12 protein-coding genes and 2 pseudogenes are annotated in these 17554 nt (G+C 67.6%); 4 read left to right on the top strand and 10 right to left on the bottom strand.

What is annotated here, in order from left to right; genetic code table 11:
- Positions 1-71: 71 nt before the first annotated feature.
- From A5757_RS19760 to A5757_RS19740, 5 genes and pseudogenes are all read right to left on the bottom strand, one after another.
- Positions 72-1520 (bottom strand): hypothetical protein, encoded by a 1449-nt coding sequence (locus tag A5757_RS19760; protein WP_156618585.1) that lies wholly within the window; start codon positions 1518-1520, stop codon positions 72-74.
- Positions 1521-1707: 187 nt separating this feature from the next.
- The gene (locus tag A5757_RS19755; protein ID WP_066837523.1) at positions 1708-3174 is read right to left on the bottom strand and encodes a hypothetical protein; all 1467 of its coding nucleotides are present in this window, start codon (positions 3172-3174) and stop codon (positions 1708-1710) included.
- A 32-nt stretch (positions 3175-3206) separates the two neighbouring features.
- Positions 3207-4661 carry a hypothetical protein gene (locus A5757_RS19750; protein WP_156618583.1) on the bottom strand — a complete coding sequence of 485 codons (1455 nt, stop codon included), beginning with the start codon at positions 4659-4661 and terminating at the stop codon, positions 3207-3209.
- Positions 4662-4893: 232 nt separating this feature from the next.
- Positions 4894-6327: a PGRS repeat-containing protein gene (locus tag A5757_RS23990; protein ID WP_304440367.1), complete on the bottom strand. Its 1434-nt coding sequence runs from the start codon at positions 6325-6327 to the stop codon at positions 4894-4896.
- A 443-nt stretch (positions 6328-6770) separates the two neighbouring features.
- Positions 6771-7428: pseudogene (locus A5757_RS19740) on the bottom strand (hypothetical protein).
- A 90-nt stretch (positions 7429-7518) separates the two neighbouring features.
- On the opposite strand from A5757_RS19740, the gene A5757_RS19735 reads away from it, so the two are divergent.
- Positions 7519-8847: a deoxyribodipyrimidine photo-lyase gene (locus A5757_RS19735; protein ID WP_066837516.1), complete on the top strand. Its 1329-nt coding sequence runs from the start codon at positions 7519-7521 to the stop codon at positions 8845-8847.
- A 63-nt stretch (positions 8848-8910) separates the two neighbouring features.
- On the top strand, positions 8911-9165 hold the full coding sequence (locus A5757_RS19730; RefSeq protein ID WP_066837513.1) for a DUF2631 domain-containing protein: 255 nt from the start codon (positions 8911-8913) through the stop codon (positions 9163-9165).
- Here the strand turns inward: A5757_RS19730 and A5757_RS19725 are convergent.
- From A5757_RS19725 to A5757_RS19715, 3 genes are all read right to left on the bottom strand, one after another.
- Positions 9162-9731, bottom strand: coding sequence for a hypothetical protein (locus A5757_RS19725; RefSeq protein ID WP_156618581.1), 570 nt, complete (start codon positions 9729-9731; stop codon positions 9162-9164). The genes A5757_RS19730 and A5757_RS19725 overlap by 4 nt on opposite strands.
- A gap of 69 nt (positions 9732-9800) precedes the next feature.
- The gene (locus A5757_RS19720; RefSeq protein ID WP_066837507.1) at positions 9801-11156 is read right to left on the bottom strand and encodes an FAD-binding oxidoreductase; all 1356 of its coding nucleotides are present in this window, start codon (positions 11154-11156) and stop codon (positions 9801-9803) included.
- Entirely contained in the window at positions 11156-12589 is a 1434-nt protein-coding gene (locus A5757_RS19715) for a wax ester/triacylglycerol synthase family O-acyltransferase (protein ID WP_082929593.1), read from the bottom strand. Before A5757_RS19715 ends, A5757_RS19720 begins: the two co-directional genes overlap by 1 nt.
- Positions 12590-12684: 95 nt before the next feature.
- Here A5757_RS19715 and A5757_RS19710 point away from each other — a divergent pair, with 95 nt between their 5' ends.
- Positions 12685-13368, top strand: a complete 684-nt coding sequence (locus A5757_RS19710; protein WP_066837501.1) for a DUF427 domain-containing protein — start codon at positions 12685-12687, stop codon at positions 13366-13368.
- 343 nt (positions 13369-13711) lie between these two features.
- Here A5757_RS19710 and A5757_RS19705 read toward each other — a convergent pair.
- Positions 13712-14949 (bottom strand): annotated as a pseudogene (locus A5757_RS19705) (IS256 family transposase).
- 312 nt (positions 14950-15261) lie between these two features.
- On the opposite strand from A5757_RS19705, the gene A5757_RS19700 reads away from it, so the two are divergent.
- A complete protein-coding gene (locus A5757_RS19700; RefSeq protein ID WP_013470346.1) occupies positions 15262-16314 on the top strand; it encodes an IS110 family transposase in 1053 nt (350 codons plus the stop codon).
- Between the two features lie 268 nt (positions 16315-16582).
- Here A5757_RS19700 and A5757_RS19695 read toward each other — a convergent pair.
- The coding region (locus A5757_RS19695) for an HNH endonuclease signature motif containing protein (protein WP_156618579.1) at positions 16583-17554 on the bottom strand (972 nt) is incomplete at its 5' end.

Raw genomic sequence — 17554 nt, 5'->3', positions numbered from 1 at the left:
CGCCCTGAGGCAGAGGATCCCCCGTAATCCCCCCCGGTTCCGCGGGGGATCCTCGCCTCGAGCGGACCTCCTCAGTCCTCGGACCCCGGCCGCTTCTTGCGTCGCAGGAACAGGAAGCCCACCAACGTCATTCCGTAGACCGGCGCGTACGGTGCAGGATCCTGGAACCGGATGTTGTAGCCGATGTCGGCGAGCACGCCCTGCTCGATCCGGCTGAGCGTCTTCGGACCGGGGCCCATGCCGTCGGCGGACGTCATCATCTGGAAGTTCCCGTTGGCCCTGCTGAACGTGACATCGTCCAGATGCGACAGCGAACTGCCGCCCTGCCACGGCTCGGGGGTGAACAACGGAACCAGCATCCCGTAGGCGGCGACGGCGTTGCGGCCGGCGAAATATGTGCCGCCGTTGAACCCGATCAGATCCTCACTCTGTTCTTCGTCGAACCGGTAGTCGGAATTGACCAGACGAACGCCGTTCTCGTTGACGATGTGGCTGTCATAGATCGTGTATTCGCGGTTCGTTGCGTTCTTGCCGGGCTCATTGATGAAGGACAGCCAACCGAACGAGTGCAGCAGCTCGTGCATCGCGGTCGATGTGAGATCGTATTGATCCGTGGTTGGCTTCGGCTGGGCACTCCATTGCTCGGCGAAACTCCAGTCGATCTCGCCGTCAGCCTGCAACCCGTTCAGATCCAGACCGGACAGCAGCTTCTCCTGCACGACCACGTTGTCGAAGCCGGGATTTCTGGCGAACGGCTCACTACCCGCCGCGGCCAGCTTCTCGGGATCGTTCTCGCCGTTGACGCGGTAGGTCAATGTCACCGGTCGGTCGACGATGAAATACGTTGCCGCCAAGGTGTTGGCCGCGTCTTCGAGCCCCCGCTTCAGCTCCGGGGTCCAGTACTCACCGTCGTCGGTGTACTCGAACTCGAAGGTGACTTTGGCACTCGGCTGCAGGTTCGGCTGCGGGGCAGGGGGTTTCGGTGTGAACGCCGACAGCATGGTGGCCATCGGGCCGCCACCCGCCGCGGGCGTGGCCCCGGCGGAGCGGGACGCCATTCGGGAACTCAGCGACGTCGAATTCGCGAAGCGGTTTGCGACGGAGGTGCTTCCGGCCGGCGCGTCGCGATCGGACCGGGACACCACCTTCGCCGGCGCGTTGTCACTGTCAGCCTCTCCGGCGGCGTTCTCTCCGGCGGCGGAGCTGGGCGCTGAGCTGGGCGCTGCCCTCCGCGGCGCCGACGCCGGACCACCCGAGTCACGTCGGCTGTGCGTACCGGCAGTCGACGAAGATCCGGAGTCCACGCCCTTCGAAGGGGATGCGGCCGGCCCGGCTGACGCCGACGCCGAACCCTCGACACCGTCGGCGGACGCAACGCCGATCTCCGAACCGACCAGCGACCAACCCAGCAGTGCCGCACCGACCCCGGCCGACGCCGCGCCCAGCTGGAGCCACCGCCGCACGGGAAGGCCCTCCGCGCGATGCCTGCCGACGCCGCGCCCCTTCTTTGCAGTTGTCATACCCCTACTCCTCCCGTGGTGATCCGTGCCCCGGACGGTGACCGGACGATCAGTCCGCGGTGGTCTGTGATCTCTTGAGACGACGCAGGAACAGCACCGCGAGCAGAGCGGCGCCGACGGGGGCCGGCGGCGTCCCGGCTCTGCTTGGCGGTGCCCATGATCGGAATCTCTGTCGCCTGCTGCGGGTTCAGTTTCCGGACGCTTCCGGCTTCCGCCGGCGGCGCAGCAACAGGAATCCGAGGAACGCCCCCGCGACAGGCGGTGCGTATGGCGCCGGGCCTTGGAAGTTGATCTGGTATCCGATGTCGGCGAGGATCCCCTGCTCGATCGCGCTCAGGGTTCGGCGGTCGTTGCCGACCTTGTTGGCCTCCGGGTTCATCATCTGGGCGTCGGGGCCCACGAACGACAGTTGATTCAGGTGCGATAGCGAACTACCGCTCTGGAAGGGATCGGGCGTAAAAAGCGGAACGGGTCGGCCATACGCGGCGACCGCGTTGGGTCCTCCGAAGTACAGGCCGCCGTTCCAGCCGACGAGGTTGGCATCCAGCGCGGTGTCGAAGGCGTAGTCCGGCCCGATGGCCCGGGTCCCGCGATCGTCGACCACGAAACCGGCGAAGACCGGCCAGTACCTTTCGTTGTTGTCACCGGCCGGCCCGATACCCGAGAAGAACCCGAGCGAATGGACCAGCTCGTGGATGGCGGTGGACACGAAGTCGTATTGGTCGTCACCCACCTTGTAGCCGAGCCCGTAATCGTTGGCGAAGTTGAACGTGACGTAGCCGTCGTCCTCCGGGCCGTTCAGATCGAGCCCGGAGATCAACTTCTCCTGCACGACGGTGTTGTCGAATCCGTAGTCCCCGCCGGCCAGGTTGCTTCCGGCGAAGGCGAGAGTTCTGCTGTTCGGGTCGTCCTCACCGCTGACGTTGTAGGTGATCTTGACCGGAATGGGAGCGTTGAGGTACTGCGCCAATGACGCCGCCGACTGCTCGAGTTCGCGGCGGCGTTCCGGGGTCCAGCTCTCAGCGCCTTTGCCGTAGTTGAATTCGAAGGTGATGTTGCCGCCAGGTGCTGCGGCGGGTTCGGCCGCGGGCCCGTTGAACAGCCCGGTCACCGCGGTGCCGAAGGCGTTGACGTCGGGCGCGGCCGCGGTACGCGAGGCCAGCCGCGAGCCCACCGACGTCGAATCGGCCAACCGGTCGGCCACCGACGCGGACCCACCGGCCTTCGGAGCCGACGACGATTCAACCGGATTCGCCGTGCTTCGAAGCGAATTCCCGCGTCGCTCGGCCCGGCCCACCGCATCGGCAGGCTCAGCGGCATCTTCGTCCTGCGCCGTAGCGGTCCGCGCGGTCTGACGCGACGTCGACGACGGACCGGCGTCATCACCCGAAGACGAAGATGCCTTCGGCGCAGACGAACTCGCCGAGCGGGACTCCACACCGCCGGCCGGCGACGCGGCCGGACCGGCCGACGCCGACGAGCCGTCGACGCCACTGTCGGCCGATGCAGCCGGGGTCTCCGAACCGATCAGCGACCACCCCAGCAATGCCGCGCCGACACCAGCCGACGCCGCCCCCAACTGCAGCCACCGCCGCACCGGCAACTCCTCCGCACGATGCCTGCCGGTGCCACGACCCTTGTTCGCAGATGCCATGTCTTTTCTGTCTTCCTGTGTCGTCGGCTGGTTCAGTTGTCGGATGCTTCCGGCTTCCGCCGGCGGCGCAAGATCAGGAATCCGAAAAATGCCCCGGCCACCGGCGGCGCGTAGGGCGCGGGCGCCTGGAAATTCACCTGGTACCCGAGGTCGGCCATGATTCCCTGCTCGATCGCACTCAGGAACCGCCGGTCGTTGCCCGCTTTGTTGGCCGCGGAATTCATCATCTGGGCGTTCACGCCGGTGAAGGTCGTGTCGTCGAGGTGCGACATCGAGCTGCCGGGCTGATAGGGATCCGGTGTGAACAGGGGAACGAATGCGCCGTAGGCGGCCACCGCGTTCGGACCACCGAAGTACATACCGCCGTTCCAGCCGATCAGGTTGGGGTTGAACGCATCGTCGAAGCGGTAGTCGGCGCCGATGGGGCGCTCGCCCGCCGAGTCGACGAGGTAGCGGTCGAAGATCGCCCAGTTCGTGCGGGTGTTCTTACCGGGCTCGTCCGTCTGGGAGAGGAATCCCAGCGAGTGCATCATCTCGTGCATCGCCGTGGAGACGAAGTCGTACTGTTCGGGCTCGACCTGGTAGCCCAGGCCCCAGTCGTTTCCGAAATAGAACTTGATGTTGCCGTCGGCCTCGGGACCGTTGAGGTCCAACCCGGAGATGAACTTCTCCTGCACCACCGTGTTGTAGTAGCCCGGCGCACCACTGATGGGATCACTGCCGGCTTCCGCGAGGAAGCGGTCGCCGGGATCGCCCTCCACCTCGTAGGTGATAGTGACGGGCACGGGGGCCCGGAAGTACTCGGCGAGCACCGATGCCGCCTGTTCCAGCTCGCGGCGGCGCTCCGGAGTCCATTCCTCGGCGCCTTCTGTGTAGTCGAACTCGAACTTCACCGTGGCGCCGGGTGCGGCGGCGGGTTCAGCCGGGGGCCGGTTGAACAGTCCGGTCACCGCGGTTCCGAAGCCGTTGACGTCCGGGGCGGTCGCGGTGCGCTGAGCCAGGCGCGAGCCCACCGACGTCGAATCGGTCAGTCTGTCGGCTACCGAAGCCGTCGCTCCGGTCGTGGCCCCGGCCGGAGCCACCGCGTTCGAATCCGGTGTGCGCGCAAGCGTATTCGCCCGTCGTTCCGCCCGGGTCACCGCATCGGCAGGCTCTGCACGGTCGCCCTCGGCGGCATCACGCGCGGTACGACGCGACATCTGTGACGGACCGTCGTCATCGCGCGACGACGACGCTGCCGAGCCAGGCGAACTCGCCGAGCGGGTTTCCACACCGTTGGCCGGCGAGGCGGCCGGACCTGCTGCCGCCGACGAGCCATCGACACCACCGTCTGCCGACGCGATGGAGGTTTGCGAACCGATCAGCGACCAACCCAGCAACGCCGCGCCCATACCCGCCGAAGCCGCACTCAACTGCAGCCACCGCCGTACCGGCAGTTCCTCGGCACGATGCCTGCCGGCGTGACGACGCTTCTTCTCAAGTGCCATGGTGGGGGTCGCTTTCGGTGAAGTGGTGCGGTGCAGGGTATTCGTCCGCGATCAAGATCGGGTTCGATCGTCGAATGTGTGCGTATTCGTGCCGAAGGGGCTCGGAAGGGTCGTTGACAAGCCCCACCCGGCTCGACTCGTCTCCCTCCACCAACTGTGCAAACAGCAAAGAGTTGATGGTCGACGCGGAGGAGACCGACGAGTGAGCGCCGGCCTCCCCCGCGTCGTCACATCACTGGACGTCGGGGGCTTGGGCCGCGGGGCCCTGGCCGTCGGCGCCGGCCACGCCACCCTTACCGGCAACGCCGTCCACGCCGCCGCCTGCGCCGCCCTTACCGCCGGCGCCGCCCTTACCGGCTGCGCCACCGGTGCCTGCGGTTTCGCCATCATTGCCGGGCTGGCCGGCAGGCCCACCGCCCACGACGATGCCCGCGGCGCCGCCCTTGCCGACGCTGCCGCCGTTTCCGCCGTCGCCGCCGACACCACCGTTGCCGCCGTTACCGCCGACACCGGGCCCGGTCAGGAACGGAATGAAACCGCCCGCTCCGGCCGCGCCACCGTTGCCACCGACACCACCGTCGCCGGCGTCGGCACCGTTGCCGCCATTGCCGCCGTTGCCCCCGTTACCGGCACCCTCTCCGGCGAGGCCGGCGCCGCCGACACCGCCGTCGCCACCGCTGCCGCCGTCCGCGCCACGGCCGCCGGCACCGCCGACGCCACCGACACCACCGTTACCGCCGAAGCCGAAGAGGTAGCCGCCCGCGCCGCCCGCGCCACCGTTACCGCCGGCACCACCGTCACTGCCGCTGGCCGTCGAGGCCACGCCGTTGCCGCCCTTGCCGCCGTTACCGCCGGGCTGCAGGACATTGTCCGCGTCGAAACCGGTGTCGGCACCGTCGCCACCCGCGCCACCGTTGCCGCCGCCACCCTGGGCGTCGCCGCCGTCACCGCCGTTGGGGTTGACCAGCTGGTCGCCGTTGCCGCCCGCGCCGCCGTCACCACCGTCGACCCCGCCGTCGCCGCCATTCTCACCGAACGCGCCGTCTTCACCGTTGCTGATGCCGGGGGTGTCCTCGCCCGGCTGCGGGTTCTGGCCATTCAGGCCGGGGCGCCCGGCGCCGCCGAAGCCACCGTTGCCGCCGCTGCCGAACAGGAACGCGCCGGCTCCACCATTGCCGCCGTTGGTGGCCTCGACCGGGTCGCCGTTCTCGTTGTAGCCACCGCGTACGCCGTTACCGCCGTTACCGCCGTTACCGAAGAAGAAGCCGGCGTTGCCGCCATTGCCACCGTTGCTGCTGGTGGTGCCGTTGTAGAACCCGTTGAAGCCGTTGCCGCCACTACCGAAGAAGATGCCGCCGTCGCCGCCATTGGGGTTGGCCAGGGTTCCGTCGGCGCCGTTTCCGATGAAGATGTTGAGGACGGGAATCGTGCCCGCGATGTCCAGGAGCGGATCGATCAGCGCCATCGGATCGAGGAACGGGATGGGCGTGCCGAAGGCGTCGCCGAAGAACGGCAGCTGGCCGAACTGCTCGGGAGCCGGAGCGAACACGGGAGCGGCCGCAGCGGCGGGCGCGGCGACCAGAGCAGCTGCCGGAGCGCCCAGGATCAGGCCGGCGCCCCCGAGCGCGGCAGCCGTCGCAACGAGCGGACGGCGCCCCCGAGCCACACTTGAGTTGTTGACCATGTTCATCCCTTTCGGATGGAAGCTGAGTGAGCAGCAGCAACCTAACACTGGATATGTTTCACTGCAGCGAATGTTGAAGGGTTCGTTTGGCTGTTGTTGCGTTTTCAAAAGATTTATTGACCCTGCAGATGGCCGTTCGCTGAGAATTCGGGCTGATCTCACAGAATGGGTTTGATTCGACGATTCCTGGTATTCGCACGTCAGACGCCGCTTAACCGCACTGTCCCGCGGCGAGCGGCCGACCTGCTCCCTCCACCTCTTCGGCAGCTCTCAGCTTATCCTCAGTTTCAAATTTTGTCGGCGGCCTGTTCGCTCGGCTGTCCGCCAGGCGAAACGCCCTATGCATATCCCCCGGCCGGCAAGGAACGGACAAGCCCTCAGCAAACCGGATAGTAAGGCTCGGCAATTAATTCCCCGGCCCCGGATCACTGCGGCGGGAAACGCTCGATCCAATGCCGCCCGATGTCGATCCGCCGGGGGATCCAGACACGGTCGTGGGACTGCACATGGTCGAGGAACCGCTCGAGGGCAGCCGTGCGCGCAGGCCGACCGATCAGGCGGCAGTGCAGGCCGATCGACAGCATCTTCGGCGCGCCCGCGACGCCCTCCGCGTACAGCACGTCGAAGGCGTCACGGAGGTGGGAACCCACCGGCGATCGCGAATCTCATGTCGTTGGTGTCGAGCGTGTACGGCACCACAAGGTGGTGCCGCCCGTCGACCTCGGTCCAGTACGGCAGGTCGTCGGCGTAGGAGTCGGCGTAGGAGTACCAGCCCAGTGGCGCACGTCCGGTGAGCTCGGTCAGCAGGTCGACCGCCTACACCCGCCACAGCCCCGCTCGCGAACCGTATTCGTACAACGACTCCATGCTCATGTGCCGGTTCGGAAACGACTGTGCGCCAATAATTTCCGATAGAAAAGTTTCGGTGCCCAGGTCGCCGTGCAGCGGACTGTTCTCCGCACCCTCCTCGTAGTTGAGGACGAACTGAACCGCGATGCGCGCGTCATCCGGCCACTTCGGATCCGGACCTACCCGACCATGTCGCTCGGATAGTGCTCGCCGGGGCGCACGGACATGGGGAATTCTGACAGCAGCCGCGCCGCGCCGGGTGACGTCACCGATCCGTCAGCGCGGCGGAGTTTCCGCGGCCGGCCCGGCGGGCAGCAGGGATGAATGCCCACACTGCTGTGGTTCCGCCGCGACCTGCGTCTCCACGATCTGCCCGCGCTCGCCGACGCCGCGGCAGCCGACGGCAGCGTCCTGGCCTGCTACGTGCTCGACCCGCGCCTGCACGCGTCGTCGGGTCCGCGGCGCCTGCAGTATCTGCACGACGCGCTGCGGGATCTGCGCGAGCGCCTCGACGGATGTCTGCTGGTCACCCGGGGCCGACCCGAACAGCGGATTCCGGCGCTGGCCAAGGAGATCGGCGCGTCGGCCGTCCACGTCTCCGAGGATTACACCCCCTTCGGTCTACGACGCGACGACGCGGTCCGCCAGGCCCTCGGCGACGTCCCGTTGGAGGCATCGGGCTCCCCCTATCTGGTGTCACCGGGCCGGGTCACCAAGGGCGACGGCTCCCCCTACAAGGTGTTCAGCCCGTTCTTCGACGCGTGGCGCCGGCACGGCTGGCGTTCACCCGCCCAGACCGGCGCGGACTCGGCGACCTGGATCGACCCGACGTCGGTGGGCGGCACCGTGGAGATTCCCGACGGCGGCGTCGAACTCGACATTCCAGCCGGGGAGAGCGCGGCGCGACAGCATTGGCAGGCCTTCGTGGACGACGGACTGGCGGGTTACGCCGACGACCGCAACCGCCCCGACCTCGATGTCACCAGCCGGATGTCGGCACACCTGAAGTTCGGCACCATCCACCCCCGCACGATGGTTCCCGATCTCGGCCGCGGTGAGGGCGCGCGGGCGTATCTGCGCGAGTTGGCGTTCCGGGACTTCTACGCGTCGGTGCTCCACGAATGGCCGCACAGCGTGTGGTGGAACTGGAACCGGGGTTTCGACGCGATCCGGGTCGACGAAGGTGCGGCGGCGGAGAAGATGTTCGCCGCGTGGAAGGCGGGCCGTACCGGTTTTCCCATCGTCGACGCCGGTATGCGCCAACTCGCCGCGATCGGCTGGATGCACAACAGGGTGCGGATGATCGTGGCCTCATTCCTGGTCAAGGATCTACATCTGCCGTGGCAGTGGGGCGCACGCTGGTTCCTCGAGCAGCTCGTGGACGGCGATATGGCCAACAACCAGCACGGCTGGCAGTGGACCGCGGGCAGCGGTACCGACGCCGCCCCGTTCTTCCGGGTGTTCAACCCGACGACGCAGGGCGCGAAGTTCGACCCGGACGGCGCCTACATCAAGCGGTGGGTACCCGAACTCGCCGGCGTCGCCGACGTCCACAAGCTCGGCGTCGACCGGCCCGCGGGTTATCCGGCGCCGATCGTGGATCACGCGACGGAGCGGGCCGAGGCGCTGCGGCGGTACGCGGAGATCACCTGATCGGAGCCGGTGACGGGTATGCCAGAATGAGCCGAGTTGCCGTCCGATCGTGAGGAGCGCCCCGTGGCAAGTACCGAGGTGGAACGACACACCGGCGTCGACGTCGAGGACGTGCCGTCGGCGAACTGGGGCTGGAGCAAGGAGAACCCGCGGGTCATCCACGGAACACTCCTGTTCGGCGCGTTCTTCCTGCTGACCATGCTGCGTGGCAATCACGTCGGGCGCGTCGAGGACTGGTTCCTCATCGGGTTCGCCGCGGTGATCATCGGCTGGGTGATCCGCGATTGGTGGCTGCGCAAGCGCGGCTGGACCCGCTAGTTCCCGGTCGTCACCAGGTCGGAATCGAGTGGCCGGTAGCCACCACAACGCAGCATCTCCACCGTCTCGACCGACGGGTCCGCACCGCCCAACGCGATCAGCGCCTGCCGCTTGAAAGCCCGCGCTGCCGCACTCGGTTGATAGCGCACCACGGTGGAGCGCCCACCGAGCTTCGGACACGGCTCACCCCAGGACACGACCTCGGTCGACCCGGTGCGCAGCGCATCGGCAACCAGGGCGCCGACCGCATGCTCGGTCGCGACCAGCCCTCCGGCCACCGCCAGACCCGCGACCACCTCGTCCTCCGCAGCCGGCGCCGGTGCATCGACGAACGGATACACCCGCGCGCCCAGGACCGTCAGTGCCCGTAAGTCGCGGGTGTCGATGAGCCATACCCCGACCGCCCATCCGGCCAGCGCGCGGTCGAACAGCCACCCGCCCGCGGCCCGCACCACATCGCCCGCATCGGCGCCGAGGACGTCGAGCCGGTACTGCAGCCGCAGCGCCGCTCCGGCGTCCGGGGCGGTGCGGCCTTGGGCCCGGTTCGGCATCGAGACAGTCGGCACAGGCGGCTCCGTTCACGATCGGCTGACAACCCCCAGCGTGACACTATCGACGCGATCTGTAAAGGAGGCTCAGCTGCCGAACAGCACCGCGGGATTCAGGTATCCCGCCGGGTCCAGCGTCGCCTTGACCGCCCGCATGGTGGCGATGTCGGCCTCGGTCCGCGACATCGACAGGTAGTCCCGTTTGCGCGTGCCGACTCCGTGCTCGGAACTGACGTTGCCGCCGTGGTCGGCGATCAGCGCCATCATCGCCGCGTAGAGCCCCTGCTCCGCATCGAGTGAGCACCGCAGTACGTTCAGGTGCAGATTGCCCTCCCCGATGTGCCCGAACAACACCGGCACCGCGTCGGCGGCGTGCTCCGTGACCAGTGCAGCGGAGTCACGGGCGAAGGCGGCGATCCGCGACAGCGGCAGGGACACGTCGAATTTCAAAGGCGGGCCGAACAATCCGACGACATCGGCCACGGATTCGCGCACCTGCCACAACCGGGTCGCGGCGGCGGAGTCGACGCCGACGGCCGGTTCGCCGCAGACGTCGACCTCGTCCAGCGCCGCGGCCAGCGTCTCGGTGGGATCGGTGTCCGCGGCCAGTTCGACCAGCAGGAGCCAGTTCCCACCGACCGGGACGGGGGTGGCGAGGTGCTCGGCGGCCAGAGCGGCCGCCCGTGCGTCGATGAGTTCCAGCGCCGCGATCTGCGAGATGTCGCGAAAGACCCGGCCCGCGGCCACCAGGGCGTCCAGATCGGTGAAGCCGCACACCGCCGTGACGCGATGCGCAGGCACCGGGTGCAGCCGCAGATCCAGTGCGGTGATGACACCGAGCGTGCCCTCCGCACCGACGAACAGCGCCGCCAGGTCGTAGCCGGTGTTGTCGCTACGCACCTCGCTGTGCCGGACCAGCACGGTGCCGTCGGGCAGCACCACCTCCAACCCCAGCACCTGCTCGCCCATGTTGCCGTAGCGCACAGTGCGCAGCCCACCAGCGTTCGTCGACGCCATCCCGCCGACCGTGGCCGAATCGCGGGCCGCCAGATCGACGCCGAACAGGAGCCCGTCGGCGGCCGCCGTGCGCTGGACCGCCGCCAGCGTTGCTCCGGCGCCCGCGCGGATCCGACGCTCGCCGGTGTCGACCGGATCGAGGAAGCAGATGCGCTCGGTCGAGAGCAGAACGTCGTCGTGCTCGGGCACGGTGCCTGCCACCAGGGAGGTGCGTCCACCCTGCACCGTCACAGGGCTGCCCGCGGCGCGACATTCGGCCAGCACCGCGACGACCTCCTCCGCCGACGCGGGGCGCACCAGCAGCGATCCGCGGCCGCGGTACCGGCCGGTGTAGTCCACGCTGCGGCCCGCCACGAGGTCCGGGTCGTCGATGACATGACCGGTTCCGACCACCGCGGCCAGGCGGGTCGCCAACCCCGCGGCCATCACGCGGTCCCGACGAGCGGCAGCGCGCCGGACACCTCCGTGAGCGGACCGTCCACGCCTGCGGCCGTGCGGATCTCGGCGAACGCCCGCACGATCGCGTCGGTCGCCTCGTGCGGATCGTCCAGCGTCCGGTCGTCGGTGAGCACCGAGATACTCAGCTGGTCGACATAGCTCCACACGGTGATGTTCATGCCGCTCCCCACCACGAGCGGCCCGACGGAGTAGATCTCGCTGACCGACGCGCCGGAGACGAGGCCCGGCGTCTTCGGGCCCGGCACGTTCGAGATGGTGAGGTTCATGATCAAGCTGGACTCCATACGTCGCGCCTGCCGGCGGAAGACGCTCGGGACCACCTGGGGCGGAAGGTAGTTCAACCAGGAGGCAATGGTCGTCGGTCCGAGCAGGTGGTGGTTCTCCTTCGCGATCGACGTGGCGACCGACGTGACCCGTACCCGTTCGAGGGGATCGGCGAGGTGCACGGGAATCGACGGGGTGATGTAGCTGAAGTGGTTGCCCGACAACCGGTCCGGCGAAGTGTCGAACGCCACGGGTACACCGGCGATCAGCGGGGCGTCGGCGTGGCCGTCGTAGCGCAGCAGCAACTCCCGCAGCGCGCCCGCCGCGGTCGCCAGCACGATGTCATTCAGGGTGACGTCGAGGCGGCGAGCGACGTCTTTGGCGTCGGACAGCGCCAGCGGAGCCGACGCGAAGCGGCGCACCGGACTGACCACGTGGTTGAGGAACGTCTGCGGCGGCGCGAAGTTGCGGGCCAAATCCGGATCCGCGACCCGCTCGCGGGACCGCCGGCGCACCTGATTGACTCCCCCGGCGGTCTGGCGCAGCAGACCGGGCAGCCGGCGCATCTGCCGGACGTGGTCGCCACCGGCGGCGCGCAGCAGGGTGAACGGATCGTGCCCCTGGTCATCCGCCGATTCGTGGTCACCGACCTCCTCGGGCTCGGCCGGCGAGATCGCGCGGGCCAGCTGGTTGGCCGAGGCCACCCCGTCGGCCAGGACGTGGTGCACCTTGTGCACCACCCCGATCCTGTTGTCCGCCAGACCTTCCACCACATACAGCTCCCAGAGGGGCCGCGAACGGTCCAGTGGCGTACTCGCGATCCGGCCGATGAGCTCGTCGAGTTCCCGACGGCCGCCGGGCGCGGGCACCTCGACGAACCGCACGTGATGGTCGAAGTCGATCGTCGGGTTCTGCCGCCACATCGGGTGGTGGACGCGCCCCGGGATCTCGACGAGTTGGCGGCGGAGCGGCGGGAGGGCCTGCAGGCGGGGCATCGCGACCTCGCGGAACAGGGCGCGGCTGTAGCCGTCGCCGAGACCGGAGAGGTCGAGCACCCCGATCTTCAGGGTGTGCATGTGGATCTCAGGCGTCTCGCTGTAGAGCATCAGCGCATCCACACCGTTGAGTCGTTTCACGACCACCCCATCACTCGACGTTGCCGCAGCACGTGTACCCCACTCCGGTGATCTTCCCACCCCGGTCGGCGCGGCATCGACGTAGTCTTCGGTTCATGACGCTCACGGCAGGCCGGGGTCCGCTCAGCGCGGATCCCGCCGGCTGCTTCCATCCGCCCGTACCTGCGGAGGCCGTCTTCGTCGAACCCCATCCGCGGCGTGTGCAGGCACGCTCGGGCGCGAGAACGGTGATCGACACCGAGGCGGCGCTGCTGGTACACCGCCGCGGTCATCCACTGAGCTACGCGTTCCCCGAGGAGGTCGTCGGCGACCTGCCCCGGCAGCCGGTCGCCGAGGCGCCCGGATATGTGTACGTGCCGTGGGACGCGGTCGACACCTGGTCCGAGGAGGGGCGTCCGCTGGTGCACTATCCACCGAACCCCTATCACCGTGTCGACTGTCTGCCCGGCGGGCGCCGGTTACGCGTCAGCGTGGGCGCCACCGTGCTCGTCGACACCGCGGACACGGTCACCGTCTTCGAGACCGCGTTGGCGCCGAAGTTGTACGTCCACCCCGACCACGTGCGCACGGATCTGTTGCGCCGCAGCGACACCGAGAGCTACTGCAACTACAAGGGCTGGGCGACGTACTGGTCGGCCACCGTGGGCGACACCACCTACCACGATGTCGCGTGGAGCTATCCCGACCCGCCGCCGGAGAGCCTGCCGATCCGCGACCACCTGAGTTTCGACGAGCAGCGGGTCGACATGGTCGCCGACCTGCCCGGCCGGTCGGGCTAGCTGCGATGCACCGCTACCGTGGCGCGCACGGCGCCAATGGGCGCGATGAGGGGCTTGGCGAACACGCCTCGTGCGGCCCGACTCACCTTTCGAGGGCGGGGCTACTGCGGGGCTCGTCGAGTCGGATGAGGCCGTCGAACCTACAGCGCCCCTGCCGCGTCGGGTGACGTGGCCGATCGAATCGTGCTGACCGAGGGCAATAAGCTGATTGACCAGCGGCGGTGGTTCGGGTCATGGCGACGCCTTCCTTTCAGTGTGCGACAGTCGATTCAGCGCCGCTACCATCAGTCAAGTCCAGGGACGTGGTGTACGACGTCGTCGTGTGATTCCTCGTGGTGGTGATTCAGGCGGTCAGTGCCGCGGGGGTGGCCTCCTGTTCTGTCTGGGTGTCGTTGACTATGCGTGATTTGCTCAGGACGTCGAGGCCGAGGTAGCGCCGGGATTCGGCCCATTCTTCGTGTTGTTCGGCCAGCACGGCCCCGACAAGCCGGATCAGCGCGTTTCGGTCGGGGAAGATGCCGACGACGTCGGCGCGTCGCCGGATTTCCTTGTTGAGACGTTCCTGGGGATTGTTCGACCAGATCTGGCGCCAGATCTGCTTGGGAAGGGCCGTGAACGCCAGCAGGTCCGGGCGGGCTGCTTCCAGGTGGTCGGCGACCTTGGGGAGCTTGTCGGCCAGTGCGTTGATGGTCCGGTAATATTGTGCGGCAACGGATTCGGTGTCGGGTTGATCGAACACCGAATGCAGCAGGGTGCGCACCCACGGCCACGAGCTCTTGGGAGTGATGGCCATCAGGTTGGTCGTGTCATGCGTTCGGCAGCGCTGCCAGGCCGCCCCGGGCAGCGTGGCGCCGATCGCCGCGACCAGCCCGGCATGAGCGTCACTGGTGACGAGTTTGACTCCAGACAGGCCATCGGGCGGTCAGCTACCGCCAGAACGCCATCCAGCCGGCGCCGTCCTCGGCGGTGGACACGTCGATGCCCAAGATCTCCCGGTAGCCCTCCTTGTTGACCCCGACGGCGATCAGGGCGTGCACGTTGACCACCCGACACTGCTCGCGGACCTTGAGCACCAGGGCGTCGGCGGCCACGAACGTGTACGGGCCGGCGTCCAAGGGCCGGGTGCGGAACGCTTCGACGGCGGTGTCGAGTTCCTTGGCCATCACACTGACTTGCGACTTCGACAGGCTGGTGATGCCCAACGTCTCGACGAGCTTGTCCATCCGCCGCGTCGAGACTCCGAGCAAGTAGCAGGTCGCGACCACGGTCGTCAGCGCCCGCTCGGCACGTTTGCGGCGTTCCAGCAGCCAGTCCGGGAAGTACGAGCCGTGCCGCAACCTTCGGGATCGCGAGATCCAGAGTGCCTGCGCGGGTGTCGAATTCGCGGTGCCGGTAACCGTTGCGGGAGTTGGCGCGCCGCGCCGAACGCTCACCGTAACCGGCGCCGCACAGTGCGTCAGCTTCGGCACCCATCAGGGTGTGGATGAACGTGGCGAGCAGCTCGCGCAGCACTTCGGGATGAGTGGTGGTGAGTCGTTCGGCAAGCACAGCAGGCAGGTCGATATTGTGGGCAGCGGTCATCGCGTGGTTCCTTTGCTCGAGTGACTTTGGACGGTCCTCGATCACTCGGCTACGACACGCCGGTGCCGCTGATCAGGTCCGACTCGTACACCAACTTGTTGAATTCGAGCGGGGATGCGCCGCCTGCAGCGATGCTCCCTGTGGTGGTGATCGGTCTGGCTCGTCGTACACCTGTCGCCTTCGGGCTGACTCCGAGAGTGGCCTGCCGGCCGTTCGCCACCACCACGGCGTGGAGTGGCTGAAGAGAGGCTTGTTCGACCCAAAGTTGGTGTGCCCTCCTCGCAACCGAATCCATTCGAGCAGAGGAAACACATGGCATCAACCCCGAACATGTCCACGCCGCCGGTAATGATTGCGATCGACCCACACAAGCGGTCGTGGACCGCCGCAGCCGTGGATGTCCGGCTGCAACCGCTGGCAACAATCCGCGTCCCGGTCAGCCGAGACGGCTACCGAACGCTACTGCGCTTCGCCCGGCGCTGGCCCGACACCGCGTGGGCGATAGAAGGCGCCAGCGGTCTCGGAGCTCCACTGACCGTTCGACTGCGTCAAGACGGCATCACCGTCCTTGACGTCCCCGCAAAGCTCGCGGCCAGAGTAAGGCTCCTCTCGACAGGACACGGTCGGAAAAGCGATGAAGCCGATGCCGTTTCGGTGGGCGTCGCCGCTCATACGTCCAGTTCTCTGAACACTGCCGAAATCGATTCTGCTACAACGGCTTTACGCGCGCTCGTCGAACACCGCGACGACTTGGTCAAGACCCGAACACAAACCATCAACAGACTTCACACCGTTCTCACCCACCTCATTCCCGGCGGCGCCAGCCGCGACCTGAACGCCGAACGTGCCGCTGAGCTACTACGCACCGTGCGCCCACGAGACACCGCTGGCAAGACGCTACGCGCACTGGCCGCGGATCTGATCTCGGAACTGCGTGGACTCGACCGCAGAATCGACAAGGCCGTCCATGACATCGAGATTGCGGTGAAAGACTGCGGTACTACCCTGACCGAGCTCCACGGCATCGGGGCGCTCACCGCCGCCAAGATTGTCTCCAGAGTCGGCTCGATCCAGCGCTTCGACTCACCTGCAGCGTTCGCCAGTTACACCGGCACAGCCCCAATCGAAGTGTCCTCCGGAGACGTCGTCCGGCACCGGCTTTCGCGCGCCGGCGATCGCCAACTCAATTACTGCTTACACGTCATGGCCATCACCCAGATCCGACGAGACACCCCGGGACGTACCTACTACCTGCGCAAACGCGCCAACGGCAAGAGTCACAGCGAAGCGATGCGCTGCCTCAAGAGACGACTTTCCGACACCGTCTACCGACAACTACTCCGCGACGCCAACACCACTACTTGACACAGAGAGGCGCCACTCTGCTGGACGCAACCCGTTCCGGGGCCCGGGGTTCAAGTGGTCGCAGGTTCAAATCCTGTCAGCCCGACGCAGGTCAGAGGCGCTTTCCGGAGGTTTCGGGAGGTGCCCCTTTCGTTCGGTACGCCAGCGCGTACGCCAACCGCGCGCGTGTTCATCGCCGAGAAGCCGGTGCCGTTGAGCAGTTGGGCCATGATTCCTGATGGCTTCAGACGTTCTCCGGTCGCGTTCCGGTGTGTGAGATCTGCGGCCTTTAGGCCGCTTGGTCTTCGGGTGGTGCGGGTCCGCCGGGTTCGCCGGGTTCGTCGGCCGGTCGTGGGGCACCCGATTCAGCGTCGTCGATCTTGCTGCCGTCGGCGGAGTCGGTTGTGGCGCTCGGGATCTGGTCCGGATGTTCCGGTTCGCTCTGGGTGCGTAGCAGCCGTTCGGGGCGGTGGTAGTAGTTGACCCTCGCCTGGCCGGTGCCCAATCCAGTCGGCGGGGTCCATTCGACATCGCGGTGGTCGTTCATGTGGGTGGTCCAGCCGCCGTCCTGATCGACGCTGCGGTTGTCGGGCCCACAGGCCAGGCCGAGTTCGTCGACATTGGTGTTGCCGCCGTCGCACCAATCGGTCTCCACGTGATGGGCTTGGCAGCCGTAGGCGCCGACGGTGCAGCCCGGTTTGGTGCATCCGCCGTCGCGTGCGATGAGCATGATCCGTTGCGCCGGGGAGGCGATGCGTTTGGCGCGGAACAGGTTCAGCGCCGATCCGGTCGCACCGTCGAACACCGCGAGGTAGTGGTTGGCGTGGCCGGCCATGCGGATCACGTCGGCAATAGGTATGACGGTGCCGCCGCCGGTGGTGCCGACCCCGGCGCGGGACTCCAAGTCCTGCAGAGTGGTGCGGATCATGACCGAGACCGGCAGCCCGTTGAGGTGTCCGAGCTCGCCGCTCATCAGCGCGATCCGCCCGACGGCGAGCATCGCGTCGTGTTGACGCTGGGCCAGGCTGCGGTGGTCGTTGTCGATCTGGGCTTGTGACGGTGTCCCCGAAGTGCAGGGTTCGGGGTCGTCGGGATTGCACATCCCCGGCGCGGCGTACTTGGCGAAGATGACCTCCCACACCGCCCACGCTTCGGGGGTCAACGTCGCGCGCAGATCGACCATTTGGTCATCGCGCTGTTTGTGCTTGGTCACGCCGCGCTTGCGGGCCCGTTCGGTGTCGTCCGGCTCGGGTCCGTCTTG

It is taken from the genome of Mycobacterium sp. 852013-51886_SCH5428379, from assembly GCF_001665575.1.
In the GTDB taxonomy this organism is placed as follows: Bacteria; Actinomycetota; Actinomycetes; order Mycobacteriales; family Mycobacteriaceae; genus Mycobacterium.
Note: the sequence above shows the minus strand (reverse complement) of the source record. Positions and strands in the feature narration are given on the sequence as shown.